11 protein-coding genes are annotated in these 14,478 nt (G+C 69.3%); 9 read left to right on the top strand and 2 right to left on the bottom strand.

The features are described 5' to 3' along the window. Positions 1–43: 43 nt before the first annotated feature. The 6 genes from tesB to N177_RS20670 all read left to right on the top strand — a co-directional run bounded on the left by tesB (position 44) and on the right by N177_RS20670 (position 7,627). Positions 44–916, top strand: coding sequence for an acyl-CoA thioesterase II (gene tesB / locus N177_RS13850; RefSeq protein WP_023432987.1), 873 nt, complete (start codon positions 44–46; stop codon positions 914–916). A gap of 245 nt (positions 917–1,161) precedes the next feature. Then, complete coding sequence (locus N177_RS13855) at positions 1,162–1,500, top strand: P-II family nitrogen regulator (protein WP_023432988.1); 339 nt, start codon at positions 1,162–1,164, stop codon at positions 1,498–1,500. Positions 1,501–1,535: 35 nt separating this feature from the next. After that, a complete protein-coding gene (locus N177_RS13860; protein ID WP_040485821.1) occupies positions 1,536–2,891 on the top strand; it encodes an ammonium transporter family protein in 1,356 nt (451 codons plus the stop codon). Between the two features lie 162 nt (positions 2,892–3,053). Then, a complete protein-coding gene (locus N177_RS13865; RefSeq protein ID WP_023432990.1) occupies positions 3,054–5,621 on the top strand; it encodes a DNA translocase FtsK in 2,568 nt (855 codons plus the stop codon). A gap of 89 nt (positions 5,622–5,710) precedes the next feature. Then, the gene (locus N177_RS13870; protein WP_023432991.1) at positions 5,711–6,343 is read left to right on the top strand and encodes a LolA family protein; all 633 of its coding nucleotides are present in this window, start codon (positions 5,711–5,713) and stop codon (positions 6,341–6,343) included. Between the two features lie 306 nt (positions 6,344–6,649). Next, complete coding sequence (locus tag N177_RS20670; protein WP_051402393.1) at positions 6,650–7,627, top strand: CAP domain-containing protein; 978 nt, start codon at positions 6,650–6,652, stop codon at positions 7,625–7,627. A gap of 22 nt (positions 7,628–7,649) precedes the next feature. Here N177_RS20670 and argE read toward each other — a convergent pair whose 3' ends face one another. Together argE and doeA are read right to left on the bottom strand one after the other, a co-directional pair. Then, positions 7,650–8,819: an acetylornithine deacetylase gene (gene argE / locus N177_RS13880; RefSeq protein ID WP_244444285.1), complete on the bottom strand. Its 1,170-nt coding sequence runs from the start codon at positions 8,817–8,819 to the stop codon at positions 7,650–7,652. Beyond that, the gene (gene doeA / locus N177_RS13885; RefSeq protein WP_023432994.1) at positions 8,816–10,018 is read right to left on the bottom strand and encodes an ectoine hydrolase DoeA; all 1,203 of its coding nucleotides are present in this window, start codon (positions 10,016–10,018) and stop codon (positions 8,816–8,818) included. The genes argE and doeA overlap by 4 nt, the downstream gene beginning before the upstream one ends. A 139-nt stretch (positions 10,019–10,157) precedes the next feature. Here doeA and eutB point away from each other — a divergent pair, with 139 nt between their 5' ends. From eutB to N177_RS13900, 3 genes are all read left to right on the top strand, one after another. Then, positions 10,158–11,165, top strand: a complete 1,008-nt coding sequence (eutB, locus tag N177_RS13890) for a hydroxyectoine utilization dehydratase EutB (protein WP_023432995.1) — start codon at positions 10,158–10,160, stop codon at positions 11,163–11,165. Positions 11,166–11,247: 82 nt separating this feature from the next. Continuing rightward, on the top strand, positions 11,248–12,618 hold the full coding sequence (locus N177_RS13895; protein ID WP_023432996.1) for an aspartate aminotransferase family protein: 1,371 nt from the start codon (positions 11,248–11,250) through the stop codon (positions 12,616–12,618). Positions 12,619–12,819: 201 nt separating this feature from the next. Beyond that, positions 12,820–13,995: an HPP family protein gene (locus N177_RS13900; protein WP_023432997.1), complete on the top strand. Its 1,176-nt coding sequence runs from the start codon at positions 12,820–12,822 to the stop codon at positions 13,993–13,995. The last annotated feature ends 483 nt before the right edge of the window (positions 13,996–14,478 follow it).

Consider the following 14,478-nt stretch of genomic DNA (forward strand, 5'->3'; position numbering starts at 1 on the left):
TTCATGGGCCGAGGCCCGCAATCCCGTCCCGGAAGTTCGCGCGATGAGCAATACCCTGCAAGGCCTTCTCCGCATACTCGATCTCGAGCAGCTCGAGCACAACCTGTTCCGTGGCCACAGCCCCGAGACGAAATGGCCCCGGGTCTATGGCGGACAGGTGATCGGCCAGGCCCTCGTCGCGGCCTCCCGGACCGTCGACGGACGACGGCCGCACTCGCTGCACGCCTATTTCCTGCTGGGCGGCGACCCCAAGGCGCCGATCATCTACGACGTCGACCGGATCCGGGACGGTGGCAGCTTCACCACGCGCCGCGTCGTCGCGATCCAGCACGGCCAGGCGATCTTCTCGATGTCGGTGTCGTTCCACAAGGAGGAGGCGGGGCTCGACCACCAGGCCCCCATGCCGGACGTGCCCGCGCCCGAGGACCTGCCCTCGCCGGAACAGGCGGCCGAGATGGCGGGCGACCGGCTGCCCGCCGCCCTGAGGATGTATCTCACCCAGGAGCGACCGATCGAGTACCGGCCGGTCAGCCTCGAGCGCTACGTCTCGCGCAAGCCGCTGCAGCCGGCCCAGAACATCTGGTTCCGCGCCGTGAGCGAGCTGCCGGCGGACGAACAGATCCACCGCTGCATCCTCGCCTACGCCTCCGACATGACGCTGCTCGACACCTCGCTCCTGCCGCACGGCAAGGCGGTGTTCGATCCCGACATGATGGCCGCGAGCCTCGACCACGCCCTGTGGTTCCACCGGCCTTTCCGCTGCGACGAGTGGCTGCTTTACGCGCAGGATTCCACGAATGCCGCCGGTGCGCGCGGCTTCAGCCGGGGCATGATCTTCCGGCGCGACGGAACGCTGGTGGCCTCCGTGGCCCAGGAGGGCCTCATCCGGCCGGTCGCGCCGAAAAAAGAATCATGACGCCCATTTCCTGAGCGCCTCGCGCCTTCTGCCTAATATTTAGCCACACACGATCTCGCCCGCACTGCCTCAACAAGCGGCAGGCGGCGAGAAAGAGAAATGGCACCAACGGGTTGCGGGGTTTCACCGCCGGTTGGCACGGCACTTGTTCTCTGTGGAGCCCGACGGCCCGTGAACACGGGTCATCGCCGCGATCCCGAGGGGGGATCGTTCGCGAGGGGTTCGCCGCAGAACAAGGAGCCGACATGAAGATTGTCTCGGCCGTCATCAAGCCGTTCAAGCTGGACGAAGTCCGGGAAGCCCTCACGGCCGTGGGGGTGCAGGGGCTGACCGTGACCGAAGTGAAGGGCTTCGGCAGGCAGAAGGGGCACACGGAAATCTATCGCGGCGCCGAGTACGCCGTCAGTTTCCTTCCCAAGCTGAAGATCGAGGTCGTCGTGGCTGCCGAGCAGGCGGACACGGTCGTCGAGGCCATCGCCAGCGCGGCCCGGACGGGCCAGATCGGCGACGGCAAGATCTTCGTCCACGGCATCGACCGCGCCGTCCGTATCCGAACGGGCGAGACGGACGTCGACGCCCTGTGAGCCAGCTTCGAGAAAATTCGCAGAAGGAAAACGAGATGACGCTTGCTCGTAAGTTCACCTGGGCGCTCCTGGCGCTGCCGCTCGCAGCGCTGATCGAGCCCGCCCTCGCACAGGAGGCCGCCGAGGCGGTCGAGACGGCCGAGGAGGCTGCTCCGGCGATGGCGGCCGCGGCAGACACGGCCTTCGTGTTCAACACGATCCTGTTCCTGATGGGCGGCTTCCTGGTCATGTTCATGGCCGCGGGGTTCTGCATGCTCGAAGTCGGCCTCGTGCGTTCCAAGAACGTGTCGATGCAGTGCCTGAAGAACATCGCGCTCTACTCGATCGCCGGCCTCATGTTCTGGCTCGTCGGCTACAACATCCTCTATGACGGCGTCGACGGCGGCTATTTCGGCAGCTTCACCTGGTGGGTCACGCCCGATCCCGCGGCCGACACCGGCGATTATGCGGCGGCGTCCGACTGGTTCTTCCAGATGGTGTTCTGCGCCGCCACGGCGTCGATCGTCTCCGGCACCGTCGCCGAGCGCGTGAAGCTCTGGCCCTTCCTGATCTTCACCGCCATCCTGACCGGCATCATGTATCCGATCACCGGCTCCTGGCAGTGGGGCGGCGGCTGGCTCTCGGAGATGGGCTTCTCCGACTTCGCGGGCTCGACGATCGTCCACTCGGTCGGCGGCTGGGCGGCGCTCGCCGGCGCGATCCTGCTCGGCGCCCGGCACGGCAAGTATGTCGACGGCAAGGTCCACCCGATCCCCGGCTCGTCGATGCCGCTCGCCACGCTCGGCACGTTCATCCTCTGGCTCGGCTGGTTCGGCTTCAACGGCGGCTCGCAGCTCGCCCTCGGCACGATGGAGGACGCCTCCTCCGTCGCCCGCATCTTCGTCAACACGAACGCCGCGGCAGCCTCCGGCGTGATCGTCGCGATGATCCTGAGCCAGGTGATCTACGGCAAGGTCGACCTCACCTTCGCGCTGAACGGCGCGCTCGCCGGCCTCGTCTCGATCACGGCCGAACCGCTCGCTCCGAGCATCCTCTGGGCCGTCATCGTCGGCGGCGTGGGCGGCGCGATCGTCGTCTTCGCGGTGCCGCTTCTCGACAAGCTGAAGATCGACGACGTCGTCGGCGCGATCCCGGTCCATCTCATGGCCGGCATCTGGGGCACGCTCGTCGTCCCGTTCTCGAACGCGGACGCGAGCTTCGGCACCCAGATCGTCGGCATCCTCGCCTACGGCGTCTTCACCTTCGTCGCTGCGCTCGTCGTGTGGGGCGTCTTGAAGGCGACGATGGGCATCCGGGTCTCCCGCGAGGACGAGGTCTTGGGCCTCGACCGGGTGGAAGTCGGCGTCGAGGCCTATCCGGAGTTCGCCGCGAGCGGCAGCCAGCGTTTCTGACCACCACGTCTACCTCCCAGAGCCAACTCGAGGCCCGGGTTCCGCCCGGGCCTTTTTTCATGCCGCAACCACCGGATCTTGGTTAAAGGCCTCTTAACCTCAGTTCACTAGCGTTCTCTGTCGCGGGCCCGGTTTTTGGGGGTGTGCCCGCACGGATGGACCATGGACGCGACAAACGCATATCCAGACGAACGCAGCTTCCTCCGCCGGCTCGGCGAGGTGGCGGAGCGGATCACGACGCAGGCGCTGGGGGCGGCGCTTCTGGGCTTCGTGGCTGCAGCCGGAGTGGCGCTCGCCACCTGGTCGGTGGCCGATCCGAGCTACAGCCATGCGAGCGACCGCGAACCGACCAATCTGCTGGGATTTCCCGGCGCGGTCGTCTCCGACTTCCTGATGCAGATGATCGGGCTCGCCGCGCCCATCCTGCTCTTCCCACTCTTCGTGTGGTCCTATGGTCTGATGCGCGACCGGCCGGTGACGCTCGTGGGCACGCGCGCTCTATCGGCGGTCTGCGGCACCTTCCTGGCGGCCGCCGCCATGGCCGCGGTCCCGCCGAGCCCCGGCTGGCCGCTGCCGACGGGGCTCGGCGGCTATGTCGGCGACGCCGAACTCTTCCTCGCGGGCTACTTCCTGTCGCCGGTCCTCGGCCCGTTCGGCGAGATCGCCACCGGCCTCGTCGCGGCGCTCGGTGCCGTGCTTCTCGTCGGGCATGCCTGCGACCTGCCCGTCACGGGCCTCTTCCGGCGGCGCCCGCCGGTCCGCCACGACGGTGGCCGGCGCCAGGTGGAACCGGCCTTCCATGGCCGCGGCCGCGACGATGAGGAATGGGACGAGGACGACGCGGAAGAGCCGCAGGGTCGGTTCATGCCGCTCGGCGCCATCACCCACTGGTGGCTGTCGCTGCGTGCTGCGCTGCGCCGCCGGTCGCAGCGCACCGAGAGGCGGCCGAGCCTCTCTCGCGTGCTGCGCTCGATCGACGAGGCGGAGACGCCTTCGCATGCCGGCCGCGTCGAGCCGCAGATGGGGCGCACCTCCGGTCGCCGCGCCGCCACGGCCGAGCCTGGCGCGGAGGACGAGGAGGACTGGCAGGACGAGCCGCAGGTCGAACGGGACGTCGAGCGTCCTTCGCGCGTGCAGACGTCGAAGGCGCGGCTCAAGCAGGGCAGACGGGCGACCGCCGGCGCGCAGCACTCGCTCCTGCCGAGCCCGGGTTACGAGATGCCGCCGCTGCAACTCCTCGCCCAGCCCAAGGTCACCCGCAACCGGCCGGGCGGCGATTCCCAGTCGCTCGAGCAGAACGCCCGCATGCTCGAGACGGTCCTCGACGATTTCGGCGTGAAGGGCGAGATCATCCAGGTCCGCCCCGGGCCCGTGGTCACCCTCTACGAGCTCGAGCCCGCGCCCGGCACGAAATCGTCCCGCGTCATCGGGCTGGCCGACGACATCGCCCGCTCCATGAGCGCGATCTCGGCGCGCGTCGCGGTCGTTCCGGGGCGGAACGCGATCGGCATCGAGCTCCCGAACTCGACGCGCGAGATGGTCTATCTCCGCGAGCTCCTGGCGTCGGAGGCGTTCGAGAGCTCCAAGGCGAAGCTGCCGCTGTGCCTCGGCAAGACGATCGGCGGCGAGCCCGTGATCGCCGACCTCGCCCGCATGCCCCACCTGCTGATCGCCGGCACGACGGGGTCGGGCAAGTCGGTGGCGGTCAACACGATGATCCTGTCGCTGCTCTACCGGCTGCCGCCGGAGGCCTGCAAGCTCATCATGATCGACCCCAAGATGCTCGAGCTGTCGATCTACGACGGCATTCCGCACCTCCTGTCTCCCGTCGTGACCGACCCGCGCAAGGCGGTGGTGGCCCTCAAGTGGACGGTCCGGGAGATGGAGGACCGCTACCGCAAGATGTCGAAGCTCGGCGTCCGCAACATCGACGGCTACAACGCCCGTGTCGCGGAGGCCGCGAAGAAGGGCGAGACGATCGTCCGCACCGTCCAGACGGGCTTCGACAGGGAGACCGGCGAGCCCGTCTACGAGGAAGAGGAGATGCCCCTCGAGGCGATGCCTTATCTCGTCGTCATCGTCGACGAGATGGCCGACCTGATGATGGTCGCGGGCAAGGACATCGAGGGTGCCGTCCAGCGGCTGGCGCAGATGGCGCGGGCGGCGGGCATCCACATCATCACCGCGACGCAGCGCCCCTCCGTCGACGTCATCACCGGCACGATCAAGGCGAACTTCCCGACCCGCATCTCCTTCCAGGTCACCTCGAAGATCGACAGCCGCACGATCCTCGGCGAACAGGGCGCGGAGCAGCTCCTCGGGCAGGGCGACATGCTCTACATGATGGGCGGCGGGCGGATCCAGCGCGTCCACGGGCCCTTCGTCTCCGACGAGGAAGTCGAGGACATCGTCGCCCACCTCAAGGAGCAGGGAACGCCAGAATATCTCGAGGCGATCACCGACGAGGAGGGCGGCGGCGACGACGGCTCGACCGTCTTCGACATGACGGGCATGGGCCAGTCGGGCGAGGCCGACGATCTCTTCCAGAAGGCGGTGCAGGTGGTCGTGCGCGACGGCAAGGCGTCGACGAGCTACGTCCAGCGCCGGCTGCAGATCGGCTACAACCGCGCCGCGACGCTCATCGAGCGCATGGAGGACGAGGGCATCATCTCGCGGCCGAACTCCAAGGGCCAGCGTGAGGTGCTCACCGGCGCCGAGCAGGACGAATGAGGGAGCTTCGGCGGACATCGTTTCGCCGGAGAATCCGACGACACCGCATCTTCAAGAACCCCGAGACGACCAATACGGAGCCAAGGCCGATGCCGCGTCTCTTCGCCACGATCGCCGCGACTGTCCTGATCACTTGGGCCGCCACCGCGCCGGGCCTCGCCAGGACCGACGCCTCGCAGTTCTCGCCGGCCCAGCTCGCCGCGATCGAGCAGCTCAACACCTGGCTGCGCGGCGTCGTCACGTTGCAGGGCAGCTTCACACAGGAGGGCCCCGACGGCCGCGTGACGGAAGGGCGCTTCGTCCTGGAGAAGCCCGGCCGCCTGCGCTTCGAATACGCCCCGCCCTCGCAGCTCCAGGTGATCGCCGACGGCTTCTGGCTCGCGGTGCAGGATCGCAAGCTGAAGACGACGGAGAAGTACCCTCTCTCGACGACGCCCCTGAAGCTCATTCTCGACGACAAGATCGACCTTCTGGCCGACGCCGACATCAAGGCGGTCTATGCGAGCGACAACCTCACGACCGTCATCGTCGAGGGCGGACAGGCCGGCGCGCGGAGCGAGCTCGCGCTGAACTTCGATCCGCTCGCGGTGAAGCTCGACCGCTGGACCATCACAGACGTCCAGGGCCTGAAGACGACCGTGGTGCTCGGGGAGACCGTCGCGAACGCCTCGGTCGACCGCAAGGCGTTCAGGATCGTCGAGGAGATCATCCTCCAGAACTGAGCGGCGGCAGGCGGATTCAAGTCACATTCGCGTGACACGTCCGGCCCGGCTTGAACCGAAACGGCCTCTTCCCCATTTGCCTGTCATCGACGACGGCGTCCTTCAGGTCGTGCCCCCCGTCTCACCGGGTCGCCGTCGCCCGCCGAAGTCCCTCTCGGCGGACCGCATGCAACATTGCGGATAGCGCCCGGTCTTCCCCCCCAAGACCGGGCGCTTTTCATTTTCCGATTCGCCGCGGCATCGCGGGCGCGTTTCGCGATCCGCCCATGCGGGTGCCGCCGAACCTTCGCAGCTGGGATCAAGGACATGATGGCTCGAACGCAGAGGCGTCTAAGCGAGGCCGGCAAGGCCGTGGCCGCCGGAGGGCTCGCGGTGCTCCTGAGCGGCTGCATTTCCTTCGCTTCGCTGCCTGGTTCCGAGGCCGGCAGGCCGGACAACCTGGCATCGCTCCGGGCGCAGGCGCTGGAGCTCGTCAACGCCGACCGGTCGCAGCACGGGCTACCGCCGCTCCGGCAGGACGACGTGCTGAACCGGATCGCCCAGTCGCATGCGAGCGACCAGCTCTCGCGCGGCTATTACGGACACGTCTCGCCTGGCGGCAAGGGCGTGCAGGACCGCTATCTCGACGCCGGCGGCAACAAGTGGCGCCTCGTGCAGGAAAACATCGCCACCTGCAGGGGATGCGACGTCTCGGCAGATCGTGTGGAGCGCTTCGAGACCGGCTGGATGAACAGCCCCGGCCACCGCGAGAACATCCTGCGCGAGGGCATCGACCGCTTCGGCTTCGGCATCGCCGGCGAGGATGGTCGCGTCCATGCGGTGCAGACCTTCTCCGGGCCCGGCTCGTCGAACGGCGGTTCCGAGACTGAGGCCTCGGCCTCCGAGATCCAAAACGCCGCCGTGCAGGCGATCAACGAGGCCCGACGCTCGGCCGGCGTGTCCCCGCTCCAGGCTAGCGACGCGCTCCGTCGCGGCGCCAGCGCGATGTTGCCGGAGCCGGGCGCGAGGCGCTTCGAGCCGGGATCGATGAACGCCCTCGTCGGGGCCCTGTCCGACGAGACGCGCGCCCGCTTTTCCGGCTTCTCCACCGCCATCGGCATATGCGGCGGCTGCGGCACGAAGCCGACCACGGCCGACGCGCGCGACTTCGTCGAGCAGTGGCTCGGCACGAGCCGCCAGCGCGAGGTGCTCCTCGCCCCGGGCCTGACCGAGGTCGGCGTCGCGGTCGCGGCCGACGGAGAGGGCAAGAAGATCGGGCTCGCCGCATTCGGGCGCGCCCGCTGACGTCGGCTCCGAGCAGGGCGTTTCAGCTTCGGCGCGAGAGCTTCCCCGCGAGCCGGTCGAGCATCTGAAGGCAGAGGTCGAGCTGGTCGAGCGAGACATATTCGTCCGGCCGGTGCGCCTGCTCGATGAAGCCCGGCCCGCACACCACCGTGGAGATGCCGGCCTTCTGGTAGAGCCCCGCTTCCGTGCCGAACGAGACGACGTCGGCCGCGTTGCCGCCCGTCAGCTCGCGCACGAGGTCGAGCGCCTCGGAAGGCGCGACCGGCTCGAGCCCGTCGACCTCGCCCACCACATGCGTCACGATTCCCGCGCCGGGATGGCGCGCCCGCATCTCCGGCGACAGCTCACCCTCGAGGCACCGCCGTATCTCCGACAGCGCGAAATCCGCGTCCGCCGCCGTCACGGGGCGCATCTCCCATTCCACCTCGCAGTGATCGGGAATGACGTTGCGCGCCGTGCCGCCCCGGATCACGCCGGCCTGCAGCGTGGTCCATGGCGGGACGAAGGGGCTTTTCGCGGGAGCACGGCCTTTCAGCGCCTCGCCGGTCTCCGCGAGCCTCGCCAGGAAGCGACCGGCATAGGCGATCGCGTTGACGCCGCGGTCGGGCTCCGAGGCGTGGCCGGCCGAGCCGGTGAAGGCGGTCGTGTACTCGTAGCAACCCTTGTGCCCCTCGATGATGCGCATGCCCGTCGGCTCGCCGATCACGCAGGTCGAGGGTTTGACGCTCCACTCCCGGAGGGCCTCCACGAGGGCGCGGGCGCCGAAGCACCCGACCTCCTCGTCGTAGGTGAAGGCGAAATGAACCGGCCGCTCGAGGCGCGTCGCCGCGAAGGCCGGTGCCATCGCGAGCGCGCAGGCGATGAAGCCCTTCATGTCGCAGGCGCCGCGTCCGTAGATCCTGCCGCCCTCCTCGTGGGCGACGAAGGGGTCGCCCGTCCACTCGCCATCGGCCGGCACGACGTCGGTATGGCCCGAGAGCACGATGCCGCCATCCGTGTCCGGGCCGATCGTCGCGAAGAGGTTCGCTTTCGTGCCCGACGCGTCGAGCGTCGTGCGGGTATGGGCGCCGATCGCGTCGAGCGCGGCGGACGCATAGGCGATCAGCGCGAGGTTGCCGTCGGCCGAGACGGTCGGAAACCCGATCAGGTCGCCGAGGATGCGCCGCGTCTCGTCGAGCACCGGCCCGCTCACGGCTTCACGAAGATCTCGCGCGGGTAATCGGCCAGGCACTCGGCCGGGCCGCTCTCCCGGATCAGGATGCTCTCGGTGATCTCGAGCCCCCACTGGTCCATCCAGAGGCCCGGCATGAAGTGGAAGGTCATTCCCGGCTCGAGCACCGTCTCGTCGCTGTCGCGGAAGGAGATCGTGCGCTCGCCCCAGTCGGGCGGATAGGAGAGGCCGATCGGATAGCCGCAGCGGTCGGACCTCTCGATGCCGTAGCGCTTCAGCACGTCGGCGAGCGCGTTCGCGACGTCGCAGGCGCGGTTGCCGGCCCGCGCCTTGTCGAGACCCGCCTCGAGCCCCTCGATGAGGGCCGCCTCGGCCTGCCGGATGTGCTCGGGCGGCTTGCCGAGGAAGACCGTGCGGCAGAGCGGGGCGTGATAGCGCCAGTAGCAGCCGGCGATCTCGAAGAACGTCCCCTCCCCCTCGCGGAATGGCTTGTCGTCCCAGGTCAGGTGCGGCGCCGCCGCGTCCGTTCCCGACGGCAGCAGGGGGGCGATCGCCGGATAGTCGCCGCCGAACTTCGCGCCATCCGCCTCGGCCGCGCCCTCGATGCCGACGCGGTAGATCTCCCCGACGAGCTCGTTCTTCGGCAGGCCGACCTCGATCTTGTCCATCGCCGCCCGCATCATGCGCTCGACGATCCTCGCCGCCCGCCGCATGAAGACGATCTCGGCCGGCGACTTGATGCCCCGCTGCCAGTTCACGAGGCCGGTGGCGTCGACACCGGTCGCGTCGGGCAGGATCTTGTGGAGCGCGAGATAGGCCGCCGCGGAGAAGTAGTAGTTCTCGAGCTCGAGCCCGATGCGGGCCCGCGTGTATCCGCGTTCGGCCAGGACGCCGCCCAGATGGTCCATCGGATGCCGGTCCCGCGCCTGAACATAGACGTCTGGATAGCCGATGATCCGGTCGTCGGACATATAGACCCGGCGGCGCGCGCCGTTCGCATCCTGCCGCCTCCCCCACCAGATCGGATCCTGGTCGTGGAAGACGAGGACGGCCTGGTGGACGTAGAAGCTCCAGCCGTCATAGCCAGTCAGCCACGCCATGTTCGAGGGATCGACCACGACGAGGACATCGAGGCCGAGCGCCTCCATGGCGCGCCGGGTCTTGGCGAGCCGCATCGCGTATTCGTCGCGGCTGAAGGGGAGTGTCACTCCATCTGGCACGGCTGGTCGATGCTCCTCGTCGGCGCGCGGCGGGTTGATCCGCCGGGCATTGCGCGTCCATCCTCGTCCGCCGAAGGGGAAACCACTCGCGCAGGCGCGTCAATCGCTGCTCCTGCCGCGACCAGGCCGGAGTTTGGCGATGCCGGGGCTCTCGCAGATCTACGATGCGCTGCGGACGATCCGCGAGAACGGCGTGCCGGAAACGCCGCTCGTCCGGTCGGAACTGTCGGACCGGGGGGCGGAGGTGCTCCTGAAGCTCGAGACGCTGCAGCCGACAGGCGCGTTCAAGCTGCGCGGCGCCACGAACGCCATCGCACGGCTCGCCCCCTACCAGCGCGAACGGGGGGTGGTGTGCGCCTCGACCGGGAACCACGGCCGCGCCGTCGCCCACGCGGCGAGGGCCATGGGAACGCGCGCGATCGTCTGCCTGTCCGCGCTCGTGCCGGACACGAAGGCGAAGGCGATCGAGGCGCTGGGCGCGCAGGTGCGGCGGGTCGGCCGCTCGCAGGACGACGCGCAGCGCGAGGTCGAGAGGCTCGTCGCCGAGAACGGCATGGCCGCCGTGCCGCCGTTCGACGACGAGGACGTGATCGCCGGCCAGGGCACGATCGCGATCGAGCTCCTCGCCGCGCGGCCCGACCTCGAGGCCATCGTCGTGCCGCTGTCGGGCGGCGGGCTGATGGCCGGCATCGCCGCGGCGGCGAAGGCGATGAAGCCCCGCATCCGGATGATCGGCGTGTCCATGGACCGTGGCGCTGCGATGGCGGAGAGCCTGAGGGCCGGCCGGCCCGTCGAGACCGAGGAGGTGGCGTCCCTCGCCGATTCGCTCGGCGGCGGCATCGGCCTCAGGAACCGCCACACCTTCGCGCTCTGCCGCGACCTCGTGGACGAGGTGATCCTCGTGACGGAAGACGAGATCTACCGGGGCATGCGCTCGCTCTTCCACGACGACAGGCTCGTCGCCGAGGGTGCCTCCGCGACCGGGCACGCGGCGCTGCTCGCCGGGAAGCTAGAGCTTTCGGGCCCCACGGCCTTCATCCTGTCCGGCCGCAACGTCGACATGGCACAGTTCGCGGCGGTCGTGGCCGGAGAGCCGGTCAGGGTCGGCGACATGAGCGTCGGCGGGCAGCACGAAGCGCCCGCCTGAAGCCCGGGATTTTCCGTCTCTCCGCCTCCTGTGCTAACCCGGAGTGCAGCGGACAGGCGCATGATCGAAAGAGGTGCAGGACATGCTCAGGAACGACCAGCTCGACCAGTGGGACCGCGAGAGCTTCTTCCATCCCTCGACGCACCTGGCGCAGTTCGCGCGCGGCGAGGCGCCGAACCGCATCGTGACCGGCGGCGAAGGCGTCTACATCACCGACCGCGACGGCAACAGGCTGCTCGACGCCTTCGCCGGTCTCTACTGCGTGAACATCGGCTATGGCCGCCAGGAGGTCGCGGAGGCGATCGCCCGGCAGGCGCGGGAGCTCGCCTACTACCACGCCTATGTCGGCCACGGCACGGAAGCCTCGATCACGCTCGCGCACATGGTGGTCGAGCGGGCGCCCGCGCACATGTCGAAGGTCTATTTCGGGCTCGGCGGCTCCGACGCGAACGAGACGAACATCAAGCTCGTCTGGTTCTACAACAACATCCTCGGCCGGACCGGGAAGAAGAAGATCATCTCGCGGGATCGCGGCTATCACGGCTCGGGCCTCATGTCGGGCTCGCTGACGGGCCTCTCGACGTTCCACAACAAGTTCGACCTGCCGCTCGACCGCGTGCTCCACACGAAGGCGCCCTACCACTACCGCCGCCCCGACCCCGACATGAGCGAGGCCGAGTTCACCGCCTATCTCGCCGGCGAGCTCGAGGCGATGATCCTGCGCGAGGGCGCCGAGACGATCGCGGCCTTCATCGGCGAGCCGGTCCTGGGCACCGGCGGGATCGTGCCGCCGCCGGCGGGCTACTGGGCCGCCGTCGGCGAGATCCTCGAGCGTCACGACATCATGCTGATCGCCGACGAGGTGGTGACGGGCTTCGGCCGGCTCGGGACCATGTTCGGCTCGGACTTCTACGGCCTGAAGCCCGACCTCATCACGATCGCGAAGGGCCTGACGTCCGCCTACGCGCCCCTTTCCGGCTCGATCGTCTCCGACCGGATGTGGGAGGTGCTGATGCGGGGCACCGACGAGCTGGGGCCGATCGGCCACGGCTGGACCTACTCGGCGCACCCGATCGGCGCCGCTGCGGGCGTCGCGAACCTGAAGCTCGTCGACGAGCTCGGCCTCCTCGACAACGCCCGGGAGACCGGCCGCTATTTCCGCGAAAGGATGGAGGAACGCGTCGGCGACCACGCCCATGTCGGCGAGGTGCGCGGCGAAGGGCTCCTGTGCGCCGTCGAGCTCGTGGAGAACCGGCAGAGCCGCACCTTCTTCGACCCGCCGAACAGGGTCGCGCCAGCCGTCGTCGGCGCGATGGCGAAGAAGGGCGTGATCGCCCGCGCGATGCCGCAGGGCGATATCATAGGCTTCGCGCCGCCGCTCTGCCTCAGCCGCGAGGAGGCCGACCGGGTCGTGGCCGCGACGGACGAGGCGATCCGCGAGACTCTCGGCTGACGCGGGAGAGGTGAGCCGATCGCCGCAACGCCGGCCCGCCGAGGCGGAAGGCCGCGATGTCTCGCGGCGATGCGGGGCGCGATGCTCGGATGTTGCGCCCGTTCCGCCCATTTTGGCACCATATGCCTCGCATCTGGGCAAGGGGACTGCTAATCGATTGAGCAGACGCAACGGGAGGGGCGGCAGGCGCCGCCGGCGCGCTTGCTCAGCCAGCTCATTCGACGCCTGAAGCCCAATCTCGGGCCGGTCAGCCACGCCGAACAGTTGCGCGCCGCCGCCGGTGCGCTCGCGGGCATCCTGGCGACGGCCCTCGTGACCCGGCTCGTCCTCGGGCCCGGCACGGAGGTGCCGCTGCTCGTCGCGCCGATGGGCGCCTCGGCGGTCCTCCTCTTCGCGGCGCCGTCGAGCCCGCTCGCCCAGCCCTGGTCCGTGGTCGGCGGGAACGTCTCGGCGGCGCTCGTCGGCATCACCTGCCGGATGTGGATCGCCGACCCCTTCCTCGCGGCATCCGCAGCCGTCGGTCTGGCGATCGCCCTCATGTTCGCGCTGCGCTGCCTGCACCCGCCGGGCGGCGCCGTGGCGATCGTCACCGCGCTGACGGCCCCGTCCGTGCCGGAGCTCGGCTATGCCTTCGCGCTGGCGCCGGTGGGGCTGAATTCGCTCGTGCTCCTCGCCGCGGCGGTCGCCTACAACAACCTGACGGGACGCCCCTACCCCCACCGGCGCCTCGCCGATGCGCAGGCACGGCCGGGCCTCTCGAACCCGCCGCCGAGCGAACGGGTGGGCTTCACGCTCGACGATCTCGATGCCGTCCTCAGGCGGCATGACGAGATCATCGATGTCGACCGCGACGACCTCGCGGCGATCCTCCACGAGACGGAGTTCCGGGCCTATCGCCGCCGCGCCGGCGCCCTCACCTGCGCCGACATCATGTCGCGAAAGGTGGCCTCGGTGACGCCCGAGGACACGCTGCAGGACGCCTGGCGCCTCCTCAAGGCGCACCGGATCAAGGCGCTGCCCGTCACCGACGGACGCGGTCATCTTCAGGGGATCGTCACCCAGAACGATTTCCTCGACATGGTCGGCTCGGGGCTGGGCGCTCCCGCGCTCGGCAAGGCACGGCGGCTCGAGCAGGGGATTTTCCGCGGCTTCTCGAGCCGCATCCTCGTCGACGCCATCATGACACGGCCCGCACGCGCCGCGCGCCTCGACACGACGATCGCGGAGCTCGTTCCGCTGATGGCCGATGCCGGCGTCCACCACCTGCCCGTCGTCGACGAGGATGGCCGGCTCGCCGGCATCATCACCCAGTCCGACCTCGTCGCGGCGCTGTTCTTCGGCGGCGTCGAGGCCGGTGCGGCGGGACAGGCGGCCTGAGGCGCTGAGCGAGCCGCCCCGCGGCTGAGACGGCGAACGGCCTCTCGCGGCGGACGCGGATCGATGCTCGGGCTGTCTGCGAAGGCGGAGGCCAGCTCCCCCACAGATTTGTCAGCGGGGCTCCGGGAGAATGCCTGCGGACGAGGACCGCGATCCTCGTCGACACGCGATCGAAGGCACGGATGCGGGCAAGGCTCGCCCCCGCGCCTGCAAGGATGGCGGAGAACGCTGCGAACGCCGAAGTGGCCGGTCGACGGCGCGACGGTGAAGGAGGCACGGCAAACCATCGGCCCTCCGAGCTGCTGGGGGCTCCACTGCGCGCGGGGAACCTCGCACCCCGTCGGCCACGCAGCTGCGGCACCACCTGCCGAGCTTGCCGCTTCTCGGTCAGGCGCTTGGCTTTGCCGCGAACGCGTTTAGCCCCGTTCCTATTGGGATCGGGGCTTTTTGTGGCTCGTGGTGCTGTTCTTGGGGGGATGTTTT

Source organism: Lutibaculum baratangense AMV1, from assembly GCF_000496075.1.
Classification (GTDB): domain Bacteria; phylum Pseudomonadota; class Alphaproteobacteria; order Rhizobiales; family Tepidamorphaceae; genus Lutibaculum; species Lutibaculum baratangense.